Source organism: Cupriavidus ulmosensis (assembly GCF_977008105.1).
Genome location: NZ_CDRMWP010000002.1, coordinates 660,886 through 683,334, shown reverse-complemented (window position 1 = coordinate 683,334; position 22,449 = coordinate 660,886). Strand labels below are relative to the sequence as shown.

At 70.8% G+C, this 22,449-nt stretch carries 19 protein-coding genes; 8 read left to right on the top strand and 11 right to left on the bottom strand.

The window, feature by feature from the left end; translation table 11 throughout:
• Positions 1 to 262: 262 nt before the first annotated feature.
• A complete protein-coding gene (locus ACWTPI_RS22900) occupies positions 263 to 1,018 on the bottom strand; it encodes a DeoR/GlpR family DNA-binding transcription regulator (RefSeq protein ID WP_020200752.1) in 756 nt (251 codons plus the stop codon).
• Positions 1,019 to 1,250: 232 nt separating this feature from the next.
• On the opposite strand from ACWTPI_RS22900, the gene ACWTPI_RS22895 reads away from it, so the two are divergent.
• Positions 1,251 to 1,682: a VOC family protein gene (locus ACWTPI_RS22895; RefSeq protein WP_454732803.1), complete on the top strand. Its 432-nt coding sequence runs from the start codon at positions 1,251 to 1,253 to the stop codon at positions 1,680 to 1,682.
• A 210-nt stretch (positions 1,683 to 1,892) separates the two neighbouring features.
• Here ACWTPI_RS22895 and ACWTPI_RS22890 read toward each other — a convergent pair whose 3' ends face one another.
• The 5 genes from ACWTPI_RS22890 to ACWTPI_RS22870 all read right to left on the bottom strand — a co-directional run bounded on the left by ACWTPI_RS22890 (position 1,893) and on the right by ACWTPI_RS22870 (position 7,240).
• Positions 1,893 to 2,234 (bottom strand): hypothetical protein, encoded by a 342-nt coding sequence (locus tag ACWTPI_RS22890; protein ID WP_020423633.1) that lies wholly within the window; start codon positions 2,232 to 2,234, stop codon positions 1,893 to 1,895.
• Between the two features lie 362 nt (positions 2,235 to 2,596).
• Positions 2,597 to 4,066, bottom strand: coding sequence for an efflux transporter outer membrane subunit (locus tag ACWTPI_RS22885; RefSeq protein WP_454732802.1), 1,470 nt, complete (start codon positions 4,064 to 4,066; stop codon positions 2,597 to 2,599).
• Positions 4,063 to 5,007 (bottom strand): efflux RND transporter periplasmic adaptor subunit, encoded by a 945-nt coding sequence (locus ACWTPI_RS22880; RefSeq protein ID WP_454732801.1) that lies wholly within the window; start codon positions 5,005 to 5,007, stop codon positions 4,063 to 4,065. The genes ACWTPI_RS22885 and ACWTPI_RS22880 overlap by 4 nt, the downstream gene beginning before the upstream one ends.
• Positions 5,004 to 5,216, bottom strand: a complete 213-nt coding sequence (locus ACWTPI_RS22875; protein WP_020200758.1) for a DUF1656 domain-containing protein — start codon at positions 5,214 to 5,216, stop codon at positions 5,004 to 5,006. The genes ACWTPI_RS22880 and ACWTPI_RS22875 overlap by 4 nt, the downstream gene beginning before the upstream one ends.
• A complete protein-coding gene (locus ACWTPI_RS22870; RefSeq protein WP_454732800.1) occupies positions 5,210 to 7,240 on the bottom strand; it encodes an FUSC family protein in 2,031 nt (676 codons plus the stop codon). The genes ACWTPI_RS22875 and ACWTPI_RS22870 overlap by 7 nt, the downstream gene beginning before the upstream one ends.
• A gap of 200 nt (positions 7,241 to 7,440) precedes the next feature.
• On the opposite strand from ACWTPI_RS22870, the gene ACWTPI_RS22865 reads away from it, so the two are divergent.
• From ACWTPI_RS22865 to ACWTPI_RS22855, 3 genes are all read left to right on the top strand, one after another.
• Positions 7,441 to 8,334: a LysR family transcriptional regulator gene (locus tag ACWTPI_RS22865; RefSeq protein WP_020200760.1), complete on the top strand. Its 894-nt coding sequence runs from the start codon at positions 7,441 to 7,443 to the stop codon at positions 8,332 to 8,334.
• Positions 8,335 to 8,720: 386 nt separating this feature from the next.
• Positions 8,721 to 9,026, top strand: a complete 306-nt coding sequence (locus ACWTPI_RS22860; RefSeq protein WP_155887916.1) for a hypothetical protein — start codon at positions 8,721 to 8,723, stop codon at positions 9,024 to 9,026.
• A gap of 192 nt (positions 9,027 to 9,218) precedes the next feature.
• Entirely contained in the window at positions 9,219 to 10,508 is a 1,290-nt protein-coding gene (locus ACWTPI_RS22855) for an acyltransferase family protein (protein WP_454732799.1), read from the top strand.
• Here the strand turns inward: ACWTPI_RS22855 and ACWTPI_RS22850 are convergent.
• Positions 10,505 to 11,752: an outer membrane beta-barrel protein gene (locus ACWTPI_RS22850; RefSeq protein WP_454732798.1), complete on the bottom strand. Its 1,248-nt coding sequence runs from the start codon at positions 11,750 to 11,752 to the stop codon at positions 10,505 to 10,507. The two genes, ACWTPI_RS22855 and ACWTPI_RS22850, sit on opposite strands and share 4 nt — an antisense overlap.
• A gap of 672 nt (positions 11,753 to 12,424) precedes the next feature.
• On the opposite strand from ACWTPI_RS22850, the gene ACWTPI_RS22845 reads away from it, so the two are divergent.
• Positions 12,425 to 12,646 (top strand): hypothetical protein, encoded by a 222-nt coding sequence (locus ACWTPI_RS22845; protein WP_029044416.1) that lies wholly within the window; start codon positions 12,425 to 12,427, stop codon positions 12,644 to 12,646.
• Positions 12,647 to 12,689: 43 nt separating this feature from the next.
• The gene (locus ACWTPI_RS22840) at positions 12,690 to 12,974 is read left to right on the top strand and encodes an H-NS histone family protein (protein ID WP_454732797.1); all 285 of its coding nucleotides are present in this window, start codon (positions 12,690 to 12,692) and stop codon (positions 12,972 to 12,974) included.
• Between the two features lie 23 nt (positions 12,975 to 12,997).
• Here ACWTPI_RS22840 and mdeB read toward each other — a convergent pair whose 3' ends face one another.
• The 3 genes from mdeB to ACWTPI_RS22825 all read right to left on the bottom strand — a co-directional run bounded on the left by mdeB (position 12,998) and on the right by ACWTPI_RS22825 (position 17,020).
• Complete coding sequence (mdeB, locus tag ACWTPI_RS22835) at positions 12,998 to 15,667, bottom strand: alpha-ketoglutarate dehydrogenase (RefSeq protein ID WP_454732796.1); 2,670 nt, start codon at positions 15,665 to 15,667, stop codon at positions 12,998 to 13,000.
• A gap of 301 nt (positions 15,668 to 15,968) precedes the next feature.
• Positions 15,969 to 16,490, bottom strand: coding sequence for a hypothetical protein (locus ACWTPI_RS22830; RefSeq protein WP_020206814.1), 522 nt, complete (start codon positions 16,488 to 16,490; stop codon positions 15,969 to 15,971).
• Positions 16,487 to 17,020, bottom strand: coding sequence for a hypothetical protein (locus ACWTPI_RS22825; protein ID WP_029044415.1), 534 nt, complete (start codon positions 17,018 to 17,020; stop codon positions 16,487 to 16,489). The genes ACWTPI_RS22830 and ACWTPI_RS22825 overlap by 4 nt, the downstream gene beginning before the upstream one ends.
• Before the next feature lie 197 nt (positions 17,021 to 17,217).
• Between ACWTPI_RS22825 and ACWTPI_RS22820 the strand changes: the two genes are divergently transcribed.
• The gene (locus ACWTPI_RS22820; protein ID WP_454732795.1) at positions 17,218 to 18,189 is read left to right on the top strand and encodes a 5'-nucleotidase; all 972 of its coding nucleotides are present in this window, start codon (positions 17,218 to 17,220) and stop codon (positions 18,187 to 18,189) included.
• Positions 18,186 to 18,503 (top strand): YnfA family protein, encoded by a 318-nt coding sequence (locus tag ACWTPI_RS22815; protein WP_020206811.1) that lies wholly within the window; start codon positions 18,186 to 18,188, stop codon positions 18,501 to 18,503. Before ACWTPI_RS22820 ends, ACWTPI_RS22815 begins: the two co-directional genes overlap by 4 nt.
• 247 nt (positions 18,504 to 18,750) lie before the next feature.
• Here the strand turns inward: ACWTPI_RS22815 and ACWTPI_RS22810 are convergent, their stop codons facing one another.
• Positions 18,751 to 22,320, bottom strand: a complete 3,570-nt coding sequence (locus ACWTPI_RS22810; RefSeq protein ID WP_454732794.1) for an indolepyruvate ferredoxin oxidoreductase family protein — start codon at positions 22,318 to 22,320, stop codon at positions 18,751 to 18,753.
• Positions 22,321 to 22,449 lie beyond the last annotated feature (129 nt).

The following is a 22,449-nucleotide window of genomic DNA, read 5'->3' as shown; positions in this document are numbered from 1 at the left end:
TTCAGGGGCGGCACCGCCGCGGACATGAAGATACATTCATATGTGATCCTGAATGTATCTACAAGGCGGAAGCTTAGCATCCGCTGTGCCTTGGCAGGCATGGGGGCGGCGGCAAACGATGACGAAACGCCACCCGGAGAGCGGAACCGGCCGCTTTTTCCGTGCGATCAACGGCCGCGCTGGCGGACGCCGACGCGCGCCGGATTCGCATCGGATGCGCGCCGGAAGCCAGGCCGGAAATCGAGCCGGAGAGCGGCGCGCCTCAGGCGAGGCGCAGCGCCGGGCCGCGCGCGTTCAGCGCGGCGGCAATGGATGGCTCGGGCGCCATGTCGGAGATCAGGTAGGCGGCCTTGTCGAAATGCTTGACCAGCACGCCGGCATGGCGGCCGAACTTGGTGTGGTCGGCCACCACGCAGGCCACGCTGGCGGCCAGCAGCATGCGCCCGCGCAGTTCCGCGGCGGCGCGCGAGAAGTCGCTCATCTGCCCTTCGGCCGTGATGCCGCCGGTGCCGACGAAGGCGAAATCGGCGTGATAGCGCGACAACTGCTCGATGGCGTCCCAGCCGTGCGTGGCGTCTTCGTTCTCCTGCAGCTCGCCGCCCAGCAACACCACGCGGTTGCCGTTGCGCCGGCCCAGCAGCAGCGCGATGGCGATGTCGTTGGTGTAGACCACGAGGTTGCGGTGGCCGTGCAGCGCCTGCGCCACCGTGTGGGTGGTGGTGCCGTAGTCGAGGATCACGGAGGCGCCGTCGGGCACCAGTTCCGCCGCGCGCATGCCGATGGCGCGCTTGCCTTCGGCATTGACCGCGGCGCGGGTCTGGGCGTCGGGCTCGGCCCGCTCGGGCGACAGCGCCCCGCCGTGCGTGAGGATCAGCAGGCCGCGCGCGGCGAGCGCGTTGAGGTCGCGCCGGATGGTCTCGCGCGAGACGTCGAGCTCGCTGACCAGCTCGCTGATCGCCAGCGCGCCGCTGGCGGCAAGCTGGTCGAGGATGAATTTTTGTCGTTGTTCAGCCAGCACGGCAACTCCGCAGCACGAGGGAACGAGAGCGGCATTCTAACGTCGATGCCGCGCCGCTCCCTGCTCGCCGGCGGGGTGCGCACCGGGCGCCGCGCGCGAAAAACGGGCGCCGCGACACGGCGGCGTCAACCTTGCGGACTATGCTGGGATGGTGGCCGCCCGCGCGGCCTGCACAGCGCTGCGGCAAGTCGCGCATGCGCCACCGCGGGACATCCCGCAAGGAGACGAGACGATGCTGGTTCAACCCTATCTGTTCTTCGAGGGCCGCTGCGAGGAAGCGGCGGAGTTCTACAAGCGCGTACTGAACGCGCAGGTCGAGATGCTGATGCGTTTCAAGGAAGCGCCGCCGCAACAGTCGGCCGCGCCGGAGGGCTGCGCGCCCGGCCCCATCGACGGGGAAAAGGTGATGCACATGTCCCTGCGCATCGGCGAAACCACGGTGATGATGTCCGACGGGCGCTGCGGCGGCGAGCCGAGTTTCCAGGGCTTCTCGCTGTCGGTCACGGTGCCCGACGCGGCCGCCGTGGACCGCGTCTTCAACGCGCTGGCCGAGGGCGGCCAGGTGCTGATGCCGGCGGGCGAGACCTTCTTCGCCGAGCGCTTCGGCATGTGTGCCGACCGCTTCGGGGTGTCGTGGATGGTGATCGCGGTGAAGGCGCCGTAGGGCCGGTCGCAGGGCCGGCGCAGTGCAACGGCGGGAGGCTGCCGATGGCGTTGGCGGGGAGGGGAATCTGCTGGCCGGAACCGGCGGGCGGCGAATGCGCGCCGTGAAGAGGATGCGGGTGATGCAGGTGATGCGGATGATGCAAGAAAATCCGCATCGGCCGGCCCGGCCGCGGGTGGAGGGCTCCCGCGGCCGGGCCGACCAGCGCCGTCAGGCGCTGGCGCCGCTGGTGTCGCCGCTGTAGGCCGGCGCCGCCGACACGCCGGTCAGGTCGCGGCCGGCGAGGTCGAGCGCCGTGGCGCCGTGAGCGCCGTCGGTGAACGCATCGCGGCGGTCATTGACGCGCGCGCCGTCGGTAAACGGGTTGCGGCGGTCGTTGACGCGCGCACCGTCGGTGAACGGATCGCGCTTGCCGTTATGGAGGTTGTAGCCGTACTTGTCACCGGCGTTGACGCTGTCTTTCGGACCCTGTGCGTTGGCCTGCGTCGATGCCATGACGCAAAGGCCGAATGCTGCTGCGGAAACGAGGGTCGTGAAGAGCTTCTTGTTCATGATTGCTGCTGGATTCCAGATTGGGGCGGCACTTTCCACTTGTGGTGGAGCGGGATAGGCGGAGTCTTGCGTCCCGCATGTCGTCTGTTTCGCCTTTTTGCTTGCACCGGCACAGTTGGGGGCGCCGGCACAGACAGCAGTGTAGCCATCGCGAAGCATTCCTGTGATGAATTAAAATTCTGGTTTTCAGTCGAAATTTTCACAGTGGCAACGAGGCGCCGGGAACGGCCCGACATGCCTGCCGGCCAGCGCGGGCGCGGGAATCCGCCGCATCGGCGCACGCGCCGGACACGGACGCGCGCGCGCCCTCGCCCGCGAACGGGAGAGGGTGCGCAAGGGAATCGGAAGGAAGGCGCGCGGCGCTAGTCGTGCCCGTCGGCGTGGCCGGCGCCATCGCGCCGCGCCACCTGCGGGCTGTTCTGCCAGCCGCCGCCGAGCGCCAGGAACAGGTTGATCTGGTCGAGCGCCACCTGGCTGTCCGACGCGGCCAGCGCCGCCTCCGACGCGGCCAGCGTGCGGTCGGCGTCGAGGCTGGACAGGTACGGCGTACGCCCGGCCCGGTACAACTGGCGATGCTGATGCGCAGCCTCGCGCGCGTCGTCGCGCGCCACGCGCAGCGACTGGTTGCGCTCCAGCTCGCGCGTGTACTCGCTCAGCGCGCCCTGGGTTTCCTGCAAGGCCTTGAGCACCACGCCGTCGAACTGCGCCAGCGCGGCGTCGGCGCCCGCCTCCATCGCATGGATGCGCGGCCGCACGCCGTTGGTGGGCAGGTTCCATGTGACCAGCGGGCCGATGCCCCAGCGCGCCGTGGGCCCGGTGCCGAGATCGCCCATGAGGCCGCTCAGCCCGGCCGAGGCACCGAGGCGGATCGACGGATAGAGATCGGCCGTGGCCACGCCGATCCTGGCGGTGGCCGCGGCGAGCTCGCGCTCGGCCTGGCGCACGTCGGGCCGGCGCTTGAGCAGCGCGGCGCCGTCGCCCACCGGCAGCGCCTGGCGCAGCCGCGGCTCCTCCTCGCAGGCGAACGCATCCTCGGCCAGCGCGGCGGGCGGCTTGCCCAGCATCACCGCCAGCCGGTAGGCCGCGCCCTCTTTCTCGGCCTTGAAGCGCGGCAGCGCGGCGCGCAGGGTCTCGGCCTGCGAGCGCGCGCGCAGCAGGTCGGCGGGCTGGCCGCGGCCGGCGGCGACCAGCTTGCCGGCGATTTCCGCGCCGCGCTCCTGCAGCGCGAGCTGGTGCTCGGCAACCTCCAGCTCGTGCGTGGCCGCGCAGCCCTGCACGTAGGCGCGCACGGTCTGCGCCACCACGCCCACGCGCGCCATGTCGAGCGCGGCCTGGCTGGCTTCGGCGCTGGCCAGCGCGGCCTCGTCGGCGCGCGCGAGCTTGCCGAAGAAGTCCACCAGGTAGGACACCGAGAAGCCGAAGTCGCCAAGGCTGAAGACGGGAATCTTCTCCTTGATGAGGAAACTCTCGCCGGCCACCTGCGCGCGCTCGGCCTTGGCCGAGAACGCGGCCTGCGGCAGGTTCTCGGCTTCCATCTCGTGATAGACCGCCACCGCGCGCCGCAGGTTGGCGGCGGCCACGCGCAGGCTGGTGTTGGCGGTGAGCGCTTCCTGCACGAGCCGGTTGAGCTTGGGGTCGTCGTAGAGCCGCCACCAGTCGTCCGGCACCGGCGCCACCGAGACGGCCGCGTCCTGCGTGCCGAGCAGCGGGCCGTTGGCCTCGGGCGCGCGCACCGCCGCGTGCTCCGGCACCTTGTAGTCGGGGCCGACCGTGGTGCAGGCGAACAGCAGCGGCGCCAGCGCCGGCAGCACGGCCAGGGCGAGCCGGTTCATCGCGCCGCCTCGCTGGCCGCGATGGCATCGATGGCCTCGATGGATGCGTCGGCGCGCCGCGCGGCCACCATCTGGCGCGGCTCCGCCACCGACACCGTGGCGGTGCGGCCCGACACCAGCTGCACGTCCGCCGGCACGGCGTCGAGCACGATGCGCACCGGGATGCGCTGCGCCAGCCGCACCCAGTTGAAGGTCGGGTTGACGTTGGGCAGCAGGTTGGCGCCGGCGCTGCGGTCGCGGTCCTCGATGCCGGCGGCGATGCTCTGCACGTGGCCGTGCAGCGTGGTGCGCTCGCCCATGATGCGCACCGAGACCGCGCTGCCGATATGGATGCGGTGCAGCTTGGTTTCCTCGAAATACCCTTCCACGTGAAACGAGTCCGCGTCGACCATCGACAGCACCGGGCGGCCGGTGCTGACGTAGTCGCCCAGGCGCGGCAGGCGGTCGTTGAGCATGCCGTCCACCGGGCTGGTGACGCTGGTGCGCGCCAGGTTCAGGCGCGCCACGCCGACCTCGGCCTCGGCCTGCGCCAGCGCGGCTTCGCCCTGCTGCACGCGGGCCTGCCCTTCTTCCACCACCTCGGTGGCGACCACCTCGTTGAGCGCGTGGTTGCGCGCGGCCTCGCGGCGCGCCTGCGCCAGCGTCGCGCGCAGCGCGGCGGCGCTGGCCTGGGCCTGCTGCAGCGCCAGCCGGTAGCGGTCCTGGTCGATCACGAACAGCACCTGGCCGCGCCGCACGCGCTGGTTGTCCTTGACCAGCACCTGCGTGACCAGGCCCGACACGTCGGGCGCGACCTGCACCACGTCGGCGCGCACGTGGCCGTCGCGCGTCCACGGCGCCACGGTGTAGTAATCCCACAGATGCCTGACGACGAACAGCGCCGCCACCGCGGCCAGCAGGGTCAGGACCACGGGAACCAGCAAACGGATCTTGAATTTCATGATTGCAGCGAGCGGGCCAGGGCGACCACGCCACCGAGCACGATCAGGTAGAGGGCGAGATTGAACAGGGAACGGTGCCAGACCAGCCGGTAGAAGCCCAGGCGCGCCAGCAGCGCGCGCAGGCTGGCGGTCATGGCGAAGGCGAGCAGCATCAGCGCCAGCAGCATGGGCACGAACACGCCGTACAGGTCGAGCTCGGCGTTCAGCATGCGGTCTGCGCGCGCGCGGCGGCCGGCGCCGCCGCGGGAATGTGAGGCAGCGGCGCGGGCGCGGCCGGATGCGGCTGCGCGTGGTAGAGCGTGACCTGCAGCACGAACAGCGCGGCCAGCGTGTCGCGCACCGCGTGGCCGGCGGTGTCGTCGGCCTGCGCGGCCACTTCGTGCATGGCCTTGTCGATGCGCGCGGACAGCGCCTCGGGCGGCGCCATCGCGTGGCCGGCCTTCAGGCGCGCGCGGTAGTGCCCGGCGGCGCCGTTGAGCACGCGCGTGACCGCGCGCCGCGCGGGCGGGCGCAGCGCGCCCAGGTTGCGTTGCAGCGCCAGCGCGCCGAAGCCGACCTGCAGCTCGGCGAAGCCATCCGAGGACAGCTTGTCGTCGCTGGCCGCCAGGCGCGGCACCAGCTGGCCGAGGCGGTCCAGCATGCGCGCGCCGAGCTTGCCCTGCTGCGGCGCCTCGCCGCGCGTGGCGGCCTGCGCTAGGTCCTTCCAGCTTGCGCGGATCAGCCGGTGCACCGCCACGCGCGCGCCGAACGGGCGCGTGGCCATGAACCACAGCGGCGCGAACAGCATGCCGCCCACGCTGGCCAGGCTGGTGTTGAAGGTGCCGAGGAAGTTGGCGTCGTAGAGGCTCTGGAAATTGCCGAACGAGGCCGTGTTGACCGACAGCAGCATGGCGATCAGGTTGAAGCCCGGACGCGAGATCAGCAGGCCGATGCCCATGTACGGCACCGCCAGCATGCCCACCAGCGTCTCGAAGTTGTGGGCCTGCGGCACCACCAGGAACAGGTAGAAGCACGACACCAGGAAGCACACCACGCTCCAGCGCATGAACGCGCGCGCCACCGGCCGCGGCTCCTCCACGGTGGCGAAGAAGCAACTGGCGATGGTGGCCACCACCACGGCGCCGGCGCCGTCCTCCCAGCCCGAGGCGATCCACAGCAGGCCCGCGCAGAACACCGCGAGGCTGGTCGAGCAGGCGTAGTACAGCAGCATGCCGTGGTCGTGGTGGTGCGCGCGGCCGGCCGCGCCGGCGCGGTAGCGCAGCGCGGGCGCGGGCGCGGCGCCGTTGCCGGCCTGGTCGCCGATGCAGCGTTGCAGCGCCTGGCAGTCTTCGCACAGCGCCGCGAGCGTGCGCAGGTGGTCGTTGGCGGTGGCCACCAGCCCGGCATGCCAGCCGGGCGCCTTGCCGTAGGCGCGCCACGGCGCGGCGGCCGGCTCGAGCACCGGCGACGGGCCGGTGAAGCCGCCGTCGATCCACGCGCGCATGTCCGCCATGTGGCGCGCCAGTTGTTCCGGCATGCCCTGCGCATGGCAGCGCAGGGCATGCAGCAGCCCGCCCAGCGAGGACAGCACCGGCAGCAGCATGGTCATGCGCTCGCGCAGCGCGCGCGCATGGCGCAGGGTGTCGGTGCTCTCCGTGTCGTAGGAAAGCTGCGCGATCAGCTGGTCGAGCGCGAGGATGTCGGCGGCCAGCCGGTGCCGGCTGTCATGGCGCGCGACGTTGGCGTCGGGCTCGGGCGAGAGCATGTCCGAGGCCCACAGCGCCGCGTCGGCCAGCCAGGTGGCCGAGCGCGCGCGCAGCGCGGGCGCCACCTTGGCCGGGAACACGATCGAGCCGACCATCCCGGCGCACACGATGCCGACCACGATCTCCTCGATGCGCGCCACCGCGATGGGAAAGACCTGGGCCGGCTCGCTGACCGCGGGCAGCGCCACGATCGGCAGCGTGTAGGCGGCCAGCAGGAACACATAGCTGCGCGGCGTGCGCTGCAGCAGCGAGAAATAGAGCAAGGCGCCGGTCCACAGCGCGATGGCCGCCATCAGCAGCACCGGCTCGTTGACCAGCGGCGGCACGGTCGCCACCGCGCCGGTGGCGCCAAGCAGCGTGCCCGCCACCCGGTACGCGGCCTTCGAGCGCGTGGCCCCGGTCAGCGGATGGGAGACGAAATAGACGGTCGCCATCGCCCAGTAAGGGCGGGGCAGACCCAGCGCCAGCGCGATATAGAGCGCGAGCATCGAAGCGGCAAACGCTTTGAGCGAAAAGAGCCATTGCCGTGCGCTCGGCCATGCCATGGGGACGCAAACCTGTAGTAACTGCAGTGGGATGCAAGTGTAGCCAACTGGCGGTCATTCCGAACATGATTTAAAATTACCCTTCATATTCGCTTTTTTCATGCGAACCCCAGCCCCCACCCTCCGGTAACAGGACGCCCCCCGTGCCCATCGATATCCGTGCCCTGCGCTACTACGTCGAGACCGTGCGCCTGCAGAGCTTTACCCAGGCCGCGACCTCTCTGTACGTCACCCAGTCCACCATCAGCAAGATGGTGCGCCAGCTGGAGGACGAAGTCGGCCAGCCGCTGCTGATCCGCGAGGGCAAGCAGGTGCGGCTGACCGACGTGGGGCGCGTGGTCTACGAGCGCGGACAGGAGGCGCTCGGCGTGGTGCACCGGCTCACGCTGGAAGTGGCCGACCTGTCGTCGCTGGGGCGCGGGCAGCTCACGGTGGGCATACCGCCGATGGCCAACCTGTTCTTCACGCCCGCCGTGAGCGCCTTCCGCCAGCGCTACCCCAACCTGGAGCTGAGCATGGCCGAGCACGGCGGCCACATGGTGGAGCAGCAGGTGGCCAGCGGCGAGCTGGAAGTGGGCGCGACCGTGCTGCCCGGCGACAGCGGGCTGGCGCTGGCCACGCGCGAGTTCGCCAAGTACCCGGTCTGGGTGGCGGGGCCGCGCAAGGCCAGCTGGGCCAAGAACAAGACCGTCAGCCTCGCGGCGCTGCGCGACGAGCCGCTGCTGCTGCTGACCGACGAATTCTCGCTCACGCGCAAGCTGCGCGTGGCCTTCATGGAGGCCCGCTTCGAGCCGCGCATCGTGGCGCAGAGCGGGCACTGGGACTTCCTCGCCTCGATGGCGGCCGCGGGCCTGGGCACCACCTTCCTGCCGCAGCCGCTGCTGGCGCGGCTCCAGCTCGACGACAAGCTCGCCGTGGCGCGCCTGTCCGAGCCGGCGATGGACTGGACGCTGGCGCACATCTGGTCGCCGGGGCGCTACCTGTCCCACGCGGCGCGCGCGTGGTTCGCGGTGTGCGAGGAAGTGCTGGGCGCCTGAGCGGCGGCATCCGCGCCACGTCCTGTGGCCAGCCGGATCGCGCGCCCGCCCGCCGGCATCCATGAAAAAAACGACTTCATCTCATAGTTTTAAATCGCTTCTGGAATTACTGGCCCGGGCCTACACTGCTTTCCATCGGGCGCGGCATGCAGGCCCGGAACCATCCGGTGCCGCCGTGCTCGTCCGTGAAGACGAACCATCATGCAGAACCCAGTGACCGCGCACCTCCCTCCCTGCTCGCGCGCGGCCGCTTCTTTCCCGGCTGATGATTCACTAGCCGCAGGGGGCGGCAGACCCGTCGCCCCCTGACTTTTACGAGCCCGCCCGCCCCCTCCACCGCATGCGGCGCGCCGCGCAGCGGCTCGACTACCCCGGACAAACACATCATGAAAAAGATCGCTCTCGCCGGTGCCGGCCTGATGGCACTCTCCTGCTCGCTGTCGGCCCTCGCCGGCCCGGATTTCGCCGTCATCGAGAAGGCCCGCGAGGCCAAGCGCGCCCAGCAGCATGCCGCCGTCAGCCAGCCCGTGGCCACCACCGCCACCACCACCCAGGCGTCGGTGACGCCGCGCGGCGTGGTCTACAAGCACGAAGTGGCTGCCGTGCCGGCGCGGGACACCATCGGCCAGCAGGCCGCGCCCGCCCGTAGCACGGCCGCGCCGCAGGCCGGCGCGGACGGCTCCAAGAGCTGAGCCCGCTCACGCGCGAAGCTGCCCGGCCGCCGCGCGCGGCCGGCCCGATGCCACGCATCGGCGCATGACGCCTTGCGCACGGCGCGCCGTGCCGCCCACGCGGCGCGGCGCGCCGTGCGTTGAACTTGGCGGACGATGCCTAGGGGACGCCGGTACACTCGTGCCGATACGGGAAACCTGGATGGGGCGTCAATGCGCAGCGAGTATCCCCGTTCACAGCCGCGCGGCGCACGGCGCAACGGCGCCACGACCGCGGGCCCGCGGGCAGCGCCCGCAAGCCGCCTCGCGCGCGGCCACCTGCGCCCGCTCGACGGCATACGCGGCATCGCCATCCTGCTGGTCTTCTTCCATCACTCGGTGGTGCCGGCCGCGCTCGGCGACAGCGGAACCATCGGCCATCTCGCGCTCAAGCTGCTGGTGTCGGGCTGGATCGGCGTGGACGTCTTCTTCGCGCTGTCCGGCTTCCTGATCACCGGCATCCTGCTCGACGCGAAAGGCGCGCCGCGCTACTTCGTCAATTTCTACGCCAGGCGCACGCTGCGGATCTTCCCGCTGTACTACTTCTTCCTGGTTCTGTTCTTTCTGGTCCTGCGGCCATTCCTGGCCGACATCTACCAGCCCGGGCAGGCCTATGCGGACCTCCATCGCGCGCAGGCGTGGTTCTGGAGCTATCTGCAGAACTGGTATTTCGCCAGGCTGCCGCAGGGCTCGCCGGTGCCGGTGACGCAACTGTGGTCGCTCGCCATCGAGGAGCAGTTCTACCTGGCCTGGCCGCTGGTGGTGTTCCTGTGCCCGGCCCGGCGCGTGGCGCTGCTGTCGCTGGCCCTGTGCGCGGCGTCGCCGCTGCTCAGGCTGGCCCTGATCGCGCGCGGCTGGGACCAGATGGCAATCTACGTGTCCACGCTCACCCACGTCGACCCGCTCCTGTGGGGCGCGCTGGTGGCGTCGTATGCGCGCTGCCGGGCGCCGCTGCCCAGCGCGCGGCAGGTGCTGGGCGCGCTCGCGGTGCTGGCATTCGCCGGCGCGGCACTGGTCGACGTGCTCGACGGCGGGCTGCGGCGCAACGGGCTGGCGCTGCAGACGCTGGGCTTCAGCATCATCGGCGCCAGCGCCGCGCTGCTGATCGCGGCCACGCTGCTGCTGCCGCCCGATGCGCGGCTGAACCGGTTCCTCGGCCACCGCGTGCTGACCACGTTCGGGAAATACAGCTATTCGCTCTACGTGTTCCACCCGCCGGTGCTGTATGCCGTGGCTTGGCTGTTCCGCGCGCGGCTGCAACTGCTGCCGGACGAGGGCAGCGTGTTCTCGGCCGGCTACCTGTGCTTCGTGCTGGTTTCCCTGCTGGCGTGCATGCTGATCAGCCTTGCCACGTGGCATCTGTTCGAGGCAAGGCTGCTGGCGCTCAAGCGATACTTCGGCGCGGAAGCGGGGCGGCCCGCGCGCATGGCGCCGACCTCCGGCAACGTCCCCGAGGCGGACTAGAGCAGCACGCCGATCTCGCACAGGCCGCGCACCTGCGCGCGGCGGTTGCCGTCGGTGCCGAAGGCCGCGCCCGGCGCGGTCCGGCGCGCGCCCACGTAGGCGAACTCGGTACGCACGAAGAAGCGCTTGTACTGGTACGTCGGGGTCAACGTGACCGACCACGCCTCGCTGCCCGCGCCGTACAGGAGATTGGGCGCGCCGCCCGCCGCGGTGCCGGTCGAGGCGATGTACTCCAGCCGCACCGGCAGCTTGAACCCCGGCAGCCGCAGCCCGGCGGGCGTGGCGTCGGCGCCGAAGTCGTAGCTCATCAGCAGCGCGCCGCCGTAGGTCGAGGCCGCCTCGCTAGTGCCATACTCGGGCAGCCTGGGCACGCGCGTGTACTGCAGATAGGGCTGGAAGGTCCATGCGCCGCGGGTGCGCGTATAGATCAGGTTGTAGATCTGCTGGTTGTTCTGGTACAGCGGCGTCGCGGTCGTCGATACGTCGGTGTGGCCGGTGTTGGCGCCGGCGCTGAACGTGATGGTGGTGCTGCTGTCCAGTGCGTAGCTGGCCAGCCCCGAGATCCAGCTATAGCGCTTCGAGTAGAAGCCGTCGTTCACCGATGCGGAAAGCGTCAGCGGGCCGGCGGCGTAGTTGACCTGGATGCCGCGGTTCACCGCGTTCTCCTGGTTCCACAGCAGGCCGCGCTGGATGTTCATGTTCTGGAACGAGAAGGTGCTCTCCGCCCCGATCAGCGTGGGCAGCTTGCCGACCATCACCGACAGCGTGTCGGTGGGGGCGATCTTGAGATAGCCCTGGGCCAGCGGGCTGAACAAGGCCGGCGTGGCATCCGAGGTGCGCAGGTACGGCACGCCGAGCACCGGCGTCGAGTAGTAGCCGGCCTGGACGAAGAACTGCAGCAGGCCATCGGCCTTGTTGACGAAGACCTGGGCGTTGCCGAGGTCGAACTGCCGGCTGCGGTCCGCCGGCACGGCGTGGCTCTGCGCCAGCCCGAGCCCGCTCAGCACGCCGCCCACGTACAGCGGCCCGAGCGCGCCCGCGTCGATGCGCACGGGGGCCGCGCTCAACGTGCTCGCGATCGCCGGCTGCAGCGCCGGCGCCGGCGCTTCCTGCGCTTCCTGCGCGGGCTGCTGGCCGGCCTCGGCCGCCGCCTGCTGCGGCTGGTCCTGCGCCCACGCGGCGGCGGGGCCGGCGCTCAATGCCGTCAGGACTGTGGCGACGCAGAATCGGACGTGTGTTTTCATCGGATGGGTTCCTTCTCTTGCCGGGCCTGGCGTACCGCACCGCCGTGGTGTGGCAGCGGCTCGCCGGCAAGGAACATGCCGCTGCAGGGACGTAAATGTCCGTCATCCCGCGTCGCGCATGGCGTTTTTTCCCCATGAAAAAAACGACTGGTACACATAGTTTTATATCGTTATTCGAATTCATCGCGCAGGCATACACTGCCGTCGTTCCAGCGTGATTCGTCAGGTTCAAGACAGGCCCAAGAGCCGGTCGGACCGGACGCCGCCACGCCGCCGCCCCTGGAGATGACGCATCATGAAGACCCGAGGTATCGCCCTGGCAGCCGTGGCGCCCGCCACAGCGTTCCGCGCCGCCGCGGCCCATGCCTCGGGCCACGCCGCCCTTGCCGGCGGCGCGAACGACGGCAGGCCCGTTTGCCGGCGGCGCCCGGCACCGGCGCCGGCCCGCGCCGGATGGATATCCGGGTAGACAGGTGGCTCTGTGGCCGCGTGCTTCTCCTTTGCTCCAGTGCGGCCACACTTCTGACGGCTGAGCTATCTCCAGCCGCGGGGAGCGGCCCAGGGCCCGCTCCCCGTTTTTTTTCCTAGCGACGGCATGCGCGCCCCGTTGCGCCGCCGGCGCACGGCGTTGCTGCGCAACCCGACCGCAATCACACCGAACAGGCAACGCTCGTGAAAAATCTGACCTTGATGGCCGCCGGCCTGGCGGCACTCGCATGCTCGCTCGCGGCACTGGCCGGCCCGGACTTCGCCGTCATCGAAAAGGGCCGCGCGGCCAAGCGGGCCGAGCAGCGCGCCCAGCGACGGGTCCTGCAGAGCGACGCCGCCAGCGAGCCGGCCGCCGTCAGGCCGCAGCCGGAACAGGCCGGCGCGGCCGACCAGCGCGGCAGTTGAGCCGCATCGCCACGTTGTCGTCGTCCAACTCCCGGTCCCCCGCATGTCCGTCGAAATCGAACGCCTCTCGGCCATCATCTGGGTGCGCGAGCGCATGGCCGCATACGGCCTGACCATCGATGCGCTGGCCGCGGCCGGCTGCTTTCCGGCCGCGATCCCGACCGCGATCGGGACCACCAAGCCGCCGCCAAAGAGAGAACAGAAGCACTACCGCAACGCCGACGGCCAGACCTGGGACGGCCACGGCGCGATGCCGCACTGGCTGCAGCGCGCCGTCAACGCCGGGCAGTCGATCGAGCATTTCCGCGCCGAGGCCGGCGCGGACTGAGCGGGCCAGGCACGCGGCCTGGCCTAGCGCAGCCAGGGCGCGTCCTGGCCGCCGCCCGCGCCGTAGCGCGCCAGCGCCTGCGCATGCAGGGCCGGCGACACCGCGCGCAGCGCGGCGAGCGCCACGTGATGCCGGTCGACCTCGAAGAAGCCGCGCAGCGCGTCGCGCGTGTCGCTGCGCCCGAAGCCGTCGGTGCCCAGCGCGGTGAACGGCGCCTGCACATAGGAGGCGATCAGTTGCGCGCAGGCCCGCACGTAGTCGGTGGCGGCCACCACCGGCGTGGTGCCGGGCAGGCAGCGCTGCACGTAGCTCCGGGCCTCGCCGCCGGCCGCGAACAGGCCGCCGCGCTCGCACTCGCGCGCGTCGCGCGCCAGTTCGGAGAAGCTGGTCACGCTCCAGATCTCGGACCGGATGCCCCAGTCTTCGGCCAGCAGTTCCGCCGCCGCGATGACCTCGCGCAGGATGGCGCCGGCGCCGAGCAGCCTGACCGCGGCGGCGCCCTCGCCCGGGCCGCGCGTGCCGAAGCGGTACATGCCCTTGATGACGCCTTCGCGCGCATCGGCCGGCAGCGGCGCCTGCGCGTAGTTCTCGTTGTTGACGGTGAGGTAGTAGAACTCGTCGTGCTGGTCTTCGAGCATGCGGCGCGCGCCGTGGTCGATGATGACGGCGGCCTCGCTGGCGAAGGCAGGGTCGTAGGCGCGGCAGTTCGGCACGGTGGAGGCGATCAGCTGGCTGGTGCCGTCCTGGTGCTGCAGGCCTTCGCCGGCCAGCGTGGTGCGCCCGGCGGTGGCGCCGATCAGGAAGCCGCGGGCGCGCTGGTCGGCCGCGGCCCAGATCAGGTCGCCCACGCGCTGGAAGCCGAACATCGAGTAGTAGATGTAGAACGGCAGCATGGCCACGCCGTTCACGCTGTACGAGGTGGCCGCCGCGGTCCAGGACGCCAGCGCGCCGGCCTCGGTGATGCCTTCCTCGAGCAACTGGCCTTGCCGGCTTTCCTTGTAGTACAGCATCGAGCCGGCGTCCTCCGGCTCGTAGAGCTGGCCGGCCGGCGAGTAGATGCCGATCTGGCGGAACAGGTTGGCCATGCCGAAGGTGCGCGCCTCGTCGGCCACGATGGGCACCACGCGCGGGCCGACTTCGCGGTCCTTGATGAGGTTGGTGAACAGCCGCACTACCGCGGTGGTGGTGGAGACCGCGCGCGCGTCAGGCTCCAGCGCGAAGCGCGCGTACTGCATCAGGTCCGGCATGCGCAGCGCGTCGGCGTGGCGGCTGCGCGCCGGCAGGTAGCCGCCCAGCGCGTGGCGGCGCGCATGCAGGTAGGCCATCTCAGCGCTGTCCTCGGCGGGCTTGTAGAAGCGCAGCGTCTCCACCGCGGCATCGTCCAGCGGCAGCTTGAAGCGGTCGCGGAAGGCGCGCAGCGCGTCCACGTCGAGCTTCTTCTGCTGGTGCGCGGTCATGCGCGATTCGCCGGCCTCGCCCATGCCGAAGCCCTTCTTGGTCTTGGCCAGGATCACGGTGGGCGCGCCCGTATGCTCCTGCGCGGCGCGGAAGGCCGCGTGGAGCTTGCGGAAGTCGTGGCCGCCGCGGCGCAGCGCGTCGATGTCGGCGCTGCTCATGCCGGCGGCCAGCGCCTTGAGCTCGGGGGCGCGGTTGAAGAAGTTGGCGAGGTTGTAGTCGCCGTCCCTGGCGCCGAGGTTCTGGTACTCGCCATCGACCATCGCGGCGAAGCGGCGCAGCAGCGCGTGGCTGGTGTCGCGCGCGAACAGCGTGTCCCACTCCGAGCCCCACACCACCTTGACCACGTTCCAGCCGGCGCCGGCGAACAGCGCCTCCAGCTCATTGATGACCTGGCCGTTGCCGCGCACCGGACCGTCCAGCCGCTGCAGGTTGCAGTTGACGACGAAGGTCAGGTTGTCCAACTGCTCGCGCGCGGCCAGCGACAGCGCGGCCAGCGATTCGGGCTCGTCCATCTCGCCGTCGCCGAACACGCCCCACACGCGGCGCCCGGCGGTCTCGGCGATGCCGCGATGCGCGAGATAGCGCAGGAAGCGCGCCTGGTAGATCGCGCTGATGGGGCCGATGCCCATCGAGCCGGTCGGGAACTGCCAGAAATCCGGCATCAGCCACGGATGGGGATAGGAGCACAGGCCGCCGCCGGCCACCTCCTGCCGGTAGTTGGCGAGCTGGCTCTCGGACAGCCGGCCTTCGAGGAACGCGCGCGCGTAGACGCCCGGCGCCGAGTGCGGCTGGAAGTAGACCAGGTCGCCCTTGCGCCCGCCCTCGTCGGCGCGGAAGAAATGGTTGAAGCCCACTTCGAAGATTTCCGCCGCCGAGGCATAGCTGGACAGGTGCCCGCCGAGCTCGCCGTAGGCCTTGTTGGCGCGCACCACCATCGCCAGCGCGTTCCAGCGGATGATCGAGGTCAGGCGCTGCTCCATGTCGAGGTCGCCGGGATAGCGCGGCTGCTCGGCCACGCCGATGGTGTTCTGGTAGGCGGAGTACGGATGTGCGCGGTGGCCCAGGCCGAGATGGCTGGCATGCTCGGCCAGCCGCTCGAGCAGGAAGCGCGCGCGCGGCGCGCCGCCGGCGCGCACCACGCCGGCCAGCGCGTCGAGCCATTCGCGGGTTTCTTCGTGATCGGTGTCCTCGCCGTGGGCAAGGTCGCCGGCGGCGGCTTGGTGCTGCGCGTGCATGGCTGTCTCCGTGGGGTTGCGTGGCGGGCGGCGGCATCGATGGCGCCGCGTCGCACCGGGGCGCGGACCGCCTTTCCGGCAAGGTCCGGGGGCCGCGCGGGCAGGAATTCATTGTAGGGAGAGGGGTGCCGCAGAAGCTGCCGAATTCGGGCAACCGGCGGGCCGCGCGCAGCGGAACGTGCTGCGAAGTGGCGCGGCGGCGGCGTGCTTGTGCCGTGAAGCGGAGAAATGCCGGAACGACGTGCCGCGGCGCGCGCGCGTCAGGCCAGCGCGGCGCCGGCCACCGGCCGGTGGCGACGGGCTATTGCAGGTTGCCCCAGCGCGGCACCGCCGGCTCGGCCGCCGCCCACTTCCAGCCGCCGGGCTGCCTGCAGGCCGTGGTCAGGAACCAGCTGCGCTGCCGCTTGCCGTCGTCGTCCACCGAGAACAACGCCTCGCGGCACTCGGCCAGCGGCGTGCGGATGACGCGCACCACGCGCACCCAGCCATGCTGGTTGCCGTAGGGAATGGGATGGCGGATTTCCCAGCGCTGCTGCTCGTCCACCGGCATGGCGCCGATGGTGGCGGCGATGCTGTCCTGCTCGGCGCGCTGCCAGTTGCGGAACACGTACTTGGCGCCGGCATCCGCCGCCGCCGCCACGCCGATGCCCACGCTGGCGCCGATGGCCGGGTTGCCGGTGACGGCGCCGGTGGCCACGCCGGCCACCGCGCCGGTCAGGTCGCCCACCGAGGCGCAGCCGCTGGCCAGCGCCGCGGCCAGCAGCGCGGCCAGGGCGGAGGCCGGCGCGGAGACCAGGATGCGCGGCCGCCGGCGGCCGCTCATTGCAGCGAGCCCCAGCGCTCGGTGGCCGGCTCGGCGGTGGCCCACTTCCAGTTCTGGCCGTCGCGGCAGATCGCCGCGATATAGAAGGCGCTCGGCTTGCCGTCCTCGTCCACCGAGAACAGGATCTCCTTGCACGGCAGCGACTTGCCGCCGATCTCGCGGCTGACGGTGACGCGGCCATGCTCGGCCGGCTCCAGCGGCACCGCATGGTCGGTCTTCCAGTCGGCCACCGCGTCCACCGCGAGGCCGCCGGCGGCCTGGGCGATGCGGTCCTGCGCGGCGGCATGCACGCGCCGCTGGCTGTATTGCAGGGCCGCCTTCGCGCCGGCCTGCACGCCCAGGCCGATGCCGGTGGCGACAGCGGCGTTGTCGGTCACCGCGCCGGCCACCGCGGCGCCGGCAATGCCCGCGCCGGCGGCCGTGCCCTCGTTGAGCAGGGAGCTGCAGCCCGCGGCGGACAGGCACAGCGCGGCGGCGGCCAGCACGGCCACGCCACGCAAGGCATGCAGGGGAAGATCGGGACGATTCATGGCAGCAGCGGACCGGCACGTTGACCGGCACGTCGGCCGGCGCATTCGCAAATGCGGGCGAGGATACCCGCGCGGGGTGCCGCGGCCAAGCGGGAAAGTGTCAAAGTTTGTAAACAGCGGACCCGGTGCCCTGCCGCAATGCTCGGACCCGGTGCCCTGCCTCGGTGCCCCGCCTCGATGCCCTTATACTCGCGCTCATGGCCTACGATCTCACCGACAAACTCGTCATCGGCATCTCGTCCCGGGCGTTGTTCGACCTCGAGCACGAGAACGGCATCTATCAATCCCAGGGCGTGGCGGCCTACGCCGCCTACCAGCGCGAGAACGAGGACCAGCCGCTGCTGCCCGGCACCGCCTTCCCGCTGGTGGAGGCCCTGCTCGGGCTCAACAGCCTGATCCCGGACCTGCGCCCGGTGGAGGTGGTGGTGATCTCGCGCAATTCGCCCGACACCGGACTGCGCGCCTTCAACGCCATCGAGACGCACCGGCTCGACATCACGCGCGCGGCCTTCACCGGCGGCGCGCCGATCGCGCGCTACCTCAAGGCCTTCAAGGTCGACCTGTTCCTGTCGCGCGAAGCCGCCGACGTGCAGGCCGCCATCGACGGCGGCGTGGCCGCGGCGCAGTTGTACGACGCTCCCGCCGCCTACCGCGCCCCGCCCGGGCAGATCCGCATCGCCTTCGACGGCGACGCCGTGCTGTTCTCGCCCGAGTCCGAGCGGATCTACAAGGAAAAGGGGCTGGAGGCCTTCATCAAGAACGAAAAGCGCCATCGCCACAAGGCCCTGGCCGAAGGCCCGTTCGCCAAGCTGCTGCTGCGCCTGGCCCAGATCCAGGCGCATTTCCCGCCCGGCGAGAGCCCGGTGCGCATCGCCATCGTGACCGCGCGCAACAGCCCCGCCCACACGCGCGTGGTGCACACGCTGCGCGCCTGGAACGTCAGCATCGACGAAGCGTTCTTCCTCGGCGGCCTGCCGAAGGACCAGGTGCTGCAAGCCTTCGGCGCGCACATGTTCTTCGACGACCAGGAAGGCCACGTGGAACTGGCCTCCGCGGTGGTGCCGTCGGGGCGGGTGCCTTACCAGGGCGGCGAGCTCGGCAGCAGCAAGACGCGCAGGCGGGCCAGGAAAGCGCCCGCCGCCGCGCCGGCGGAGGAACCCGCGGCGTGAAGATCTTCGGCCTTTACCTGATCACCGCCTGCGCGGAAATCCTCGGCTGCTACCTGCCCTACCTGTGGCTGCGCCAGAACGCCAGCGCCTGGGTGCTGGTGCCGGGCGCGCTGTCGCTGGCGCTGTTCGCGTGGCTGCTGACGCTGCATCCGGATGCGTCCGGGCGCGTCTACGCGGCGTATGGCGGGGTCTATATCGCGGTGGCGATCGCGTGGCTGTGGCTGGTCGACGGCGTGCGGCCCACGCCGTGGGACCTGGCCGGCGTGGCGGTGGCGATTGCGGGGATGGCGGTGATTGTGCTGCAGCCGCGGTGAGTGATCGGGCTGGGGTGGTTTGAGCGGTGGCGCTGTTTGCGGGCGCCGGCCCTCTCCCCCGGCCCCTCTCCCGCGGGCGGGAGAGGGGAGCAAACCCCGAGCGATTGACGAAGCCCGCGAATGGGCCCACGCCGCGAGAGCTAGCTCAAGCAAGGTGTCCTCCCTCTCCCCTCACGGGGAGAGGGCCGGGGAGAGGGGCGGTTTAGCTAGGCGCCACCTCAAGCGAAGCCAACGGTTCAAAAAAAACTCAAGCCGCCACCCGCGCCCCACCCTCCCGATACCGCGCCAGCAACTGCCCGCGCAGCACCGCCGCCTTCTCCATGCTGGCTTCCTTCACGTGGCCGAAGCCGCGGATGTCGTCCGGCAGGCTGGCCAGCGCCACGGCGGTATCGAGCCGCGCGGCGTCGAGCGTGGCGCAGAACTCGTCCACCATCCCGATGTAGTCCTCGATCAGCCTGCGCTCGGCGCGGCGCTCGGCGGTCTTGCCGAACACGTCGAACGCGGTGCCGCGCAGGCCGCGGGCGCGCGCCAGCAGGCGGAACACGCCGAGCGTGGCCGGGCCGAAGCGGCGCTTGACGAGGTGGCCCCTGGCATCGCGCCTGGCCAGCAGCGGCGGCGCGAGGTGGAAGCCGAGCTGGTAGTCGCGGCCCGGCTCGCCTTCGAACCGGGCGCGCAGCTTGTCGAGGAAGGCCGGGTCGGCGTACAGGCGCGCGACCTCGTATTCGTCCTTGTAGGCCATCAACTTGGCGAGGTTGCGCGCCACCGCCTCGGTCAGCGGCAGGCGGCCGCCGGCGCCGAGCGCTTTCTCCGCGCCGCGCACGCGCGCCACCACGGCGCTGTAGCGCGCGGCATAGGCGGCGTTCTGGTAGGCGGTGAGCATCGTTTCGCGCTGGCGGATCACGCCGTCGAGCGTTTCCGGCATTGACACCACCTGCGCGCGCGCGGCCGGCCTGAGCAGCGCGCCCAATGCGGCTTCGCCGTGATGGGCGAGGTAGCGGCCCCAGTCGAACGCAAGCTGGTTCTTTTCCACCGACACGCCGTTGAGCACGATCGCGCGCGCCAGGCTTTCGCGGCGCAGCGGAATCCAGCCCTTCTGCCACGCAAAGCCGAGCAGCAGCGGGTTGGAGTAGATCGAGTCGGCCAGCAGCGTCACGGCCCAGGCGTTGGCGTCGATGAACGCGCAGGCGTCGCCGACGCTGGCGCGCAGGTCCTGCTCGGCCGAGGCGCCCGGGAATTTCCACCTGGGGTTGTGGATGAACTCCGCCGTGGGCGTGTTGGCGCTGTTGATGGCGGCGGCCGTCACGCCGGGCCGGGTCTTGGACAGGACCTCGGCCGAGGCCGAGACGATGGCGTCGCAGCCGATCACCAGCCGTGCCTCGCCCATCGCGATGCGGGTGGCGTGCAGCGCGGCCGGCGTCGGCGCGATCTGCACGTGGCTGATCACGGCGCCGCCCTTCTGCGCGAGGCCGGCCATGTCGAGCACGGTCACGCCCTTGTTCTCCAGGTGCGCGGCCATGCCGAGCAGGCCGCCGATCGTGACCACGCCGGTGCCGCCCACGCCCGTGACCAGCACGCCGTAGGCGCGCTCAAGCGCCGGCAGCACCGGCAGCGGCAGCGCCGAAAAATCGACATCGGCACCCTTGCCGCCCGCGGCGGCCGGCTTCCTGAGCTGCGCGCCTTCGGCGGTGACGAAGCTCGGGCAGAAGCCGTTGACGCAGGAGAAGTCCTTGTTGCACGACGACTGGTTGATCTGCCGCTTGGCGCCGAGCGCCGTCTCCAGCGGCTCCACCGACAGGCAGTTGGACTTGACCGAGCAGTCGCCGCAGCCTTCGCACACCGCGTCGTTGATGAAGGCGCGCTTCGCCGGGTCGGGATAGGTGCCGCGCTTGCGGCGGCGGCGCTTCTCGGTGGCGCAGGTCTGATCGTAGATCAGCACGGTGACGCCGGCGGTATCGCGCAACTGCAACTGGATCTCGTCGAGCCGGTCGCGGTGATGCACGGTCACGCCGGCGGGCAGCATGGCGCCGTCGCCGTATTTTTCCGGCTCGTCGGTCACGACCACGATCCTGCTGGCGCCTTCGGCCAGCACCTGGTGGGCGATCTGCGGCACCGTCAGCACGCCGTCGACCGGCTGGCCGCCGGTCATGGCCACGGCGTCGTTGAACAGGATCTTGTAGGTGATGTTGGCCCTGGCCGCGATCGACGCGCGCACGGCCAGCAGGCCGGAGTGGAAGTAGGTGCCGTCGCCGAGGTTGACGAACACGTGCTTCTCGCCGGTGAAGTGCATCTGGCCGGTCCACGCCACGCCCTCGCCGCCCATCTGGCTGAAGGTGTCGGTATTGCGGTCCATCCACAGCGTCATGTAGTGGCAGCCGATGCCGGCCATCGCGCGCGAGCCTTCCGGCACGCGCGTCGAGGTGTTGTGCGGGCAGCCCGAGCAGAACCACGGCTTGCGCTCGACCGCGATGCGCGGGCGCGCGGCCTCGCGCTCCTTGGCCTCGATCAGCGCCACGCGCGCGGCGATGCGCGCGCGCACGTCGGCCGGCAGGTCGCGCTTTTCCAGGCGGGTGGCGATGGCCTTGGCGATCAGCGCCGGCGACAGTTCATAGTGCGCCGGCAGCAGCCAGTCGCCGCGCGGCAACGACCATTCGCCGCCGTGGTTGCCGCGCTCGTCGAACTTGCCGTAGATCTTGGGGCGCACGTCGTCGCGCCAGTTGTAGAGTTCTTCCTTGAGCGCGTATTCGAGGATCTGGCGCTTCTCCTCCACCACCAGGATCTCTTCCAGGCCGGTGGCAAACTCGCGCGCGCCCTGCGCGTCGAGCGGCCACACGCAGCCCACCTTGAACACGCGGATGCCGACGCGGCGGCAGGTGTCGTCGTCCAGGCCCAGGTCGGCGAGCGCCTGGCGCACGTCGAGGTAGGCCTTGCCGGCGGTCATGATGCCGAAGCGCGCGTCGGGCGAATCGAGCACCACGCGGTTGAGCTTGTTGGCGCGCACGTAGGCCAGCGCCGCGTACCACTTGTGGTCCAGCAGGCGCGCTTCCTGCACCAGCGGCGGGTCGGGCCAGCGGATGTTGAGGCCGTCCGGCGGCATGGCGACATCTTCCGGCAGCTTGATCCGCACGCGCTCGGGATCGATCTCCACCGAGGCGCTGGACTCCACCACGTCGGTCACGCACTTCATCGACACCCACAGGCCGGAGTAGCGGCTCATGGCCCAGCCGTGCAGGCCGTAGTCGAGGTATTCCTGCACGTCCGACGGGTACAGCACCGGGATGCCCGCGGCCATCAGCACGTGCTCGGACTGGTGCGCCACGGTGGAGGACTTGGCGGCGTGGTCGTCGCCGGCCAGCAGCAGCACGCCGCCGTGCCTGGCCGAGCCGGCCGAGTTGGCGTGCTTGAGCACGTCGATGGAGCGGTCCACGCCCGGGCCCTTGCCGTACCACATGGCGAACACGCCGTCGCGGGTGGCGCCGGGAAACAGGTTGACCTGCTGCGAGCCCCACACCGCGGTGGCGGCGAGGTCTTCGTTGACGCCGGGCTGGAACACCACGTCGCTGGCGGCCAGGTGCGCCTTGGCCTTCCACAGCGCCTGGTCCACGCCGCCCAGCGGCGAGCCGCGGTAGCCGGAAATGAAGCCGGCGGTATTCAGGCCGGCGGCGCGGTCGCGCGCCTTCTGCAGCATGGGCAGGCGCACCAGCGCCTGGGTGCCGCTCAGGTAGACCCGGCCCTTCTCCAGCGTGTATTTGTCGTCCAGCGAAACCGTTTCCAGGGACGCCAGTTCGGCTTGCTGGGCGGGGGATAGGGGGGCATTCATCGATGCGGTCTCCGTTCTGCGCTCTGTGGGGCTGCGCTGAGTGTAGGAAGGCGGCCCGTTATCGTAAAATCAAGAATTCAGAGAACAGGTATGCGCGAGACAGATAATACGCGTTAACCCTGTGACCCA

Excerpts from the sequence above, each read along its gene's own strand:
- ACWTPI_RS22895 (WP_454732803.1), top strand. The coding sequence starts at position 1,251 with ATGCTGGTTCAACCCTATCTGTTCTTCGAGGGCCGCTGCGAGGAAGCG.
- ACWTPI_RS22890 (WP_020423633.1), bottom strand. The coding sequence starts at position 2,234 with ATGAACAAGAAGCTCTTCACGACCCTCGTTTCCGCAGCAGCATTCGGC.
- ACWTPI_RS22885 (WP_454732802.1), bottom strand. The coding sequence starts at position 4,066 with ATGAACCGGCTCGCCCTGGCCGTGCTGCCGGCGCTGGCGCCGCTGCTG.
- ACWTPI_RS22880 (WP_454732801.1), bottom strand. The coding sequence starts at position 5,007 with ATGAAATTCAAGATCCGTTTGCTGGTTCCCGTGGTCCTGACCCTGCTG.
- ACWTPI_RS22875 (WP_020200758.1), bottom strand. The coding sequence starts at position 5,216 with ATGCTGAACGCCGAGCTCGACCTGTACGGCGTGTTCGTGCCCATGCTG.
- ACWTPI_RS22870 (WP_454732800.1), bottom strand. The coding sequence starts at position 7,240 with ATGCTCGCGCTCTATATCGCGCTGGCGCTGGGTCTGCCCCGCCCTTAC.
- ACWTPI_RS22860 (WP_155887916.1), top strand. The coding sequence starts at position 8,721 with ATGAAAAAGATCGCTCTCGCCGGTGCCGGCCTGATGGCACTCTCCTGC.
- ACWTPI_RS22855 (WP_454732799.1), top strand. The coding sequence starts at position 9,219 with ATGCGCAGCGAGTATCCCCGTTCACAGCCGCGCGGCGCACGGCGCAAC.
- ACWTPI_RS22850 (WP_454732798.1), bottom strand. The coding sequence starts at position 11,752 with ATGAAAACACACGTCCGATTCTGCGTCGCCACAGTCCTGACGGCATTG.
- ACWTPI_RS22840 (WP_454732797.1), top strand. The coding sequence starts at position 12,690 with ATGTCCGTCGAAATCGAACGCCTCTCGGCCATCATCTGGGTGCGCGAG.
- mdeB (WP_454732796.1), bottom strand. The coding sequence starts at position 15,667 with ATGCACGCGCAGCACCAAGCCGCCGCCGGCGACCTTGCCCACGGCGAG.
- ACWTPI_RS22830 (WP_020206814.1), bottom strand. The coding sequence starts at position 16,490 with ATGAGCGGCCGCCGGCGGCCGCGCATCCTGGTCTCCGCGCCGGCCTCC.
- ACWTPI_RS22825 (WP_029044415.1), bottom strand. The coding sequence starts at position 17,020 with ATGAATCGTCCCGATCTTCCCCTGCATGCCTTGCGTGGCGTGGCCGTG.
- ACWTPI_RS22820 (WP_454732795.1), top strand. The coding sequence starts at position 17,218 with ATGGCCTACGATCTCACCGACAAACTCGTCATCGGCATCTCGTCCCGG.
- ACWTPI_RS22810 (WP_454732794.1), bottom strand. The coding sequence starts at position 22,320 with ATGAATGCCCCCCTATCCCCCGCCCAGCAAGCCGAACTGGCGTCCCTG.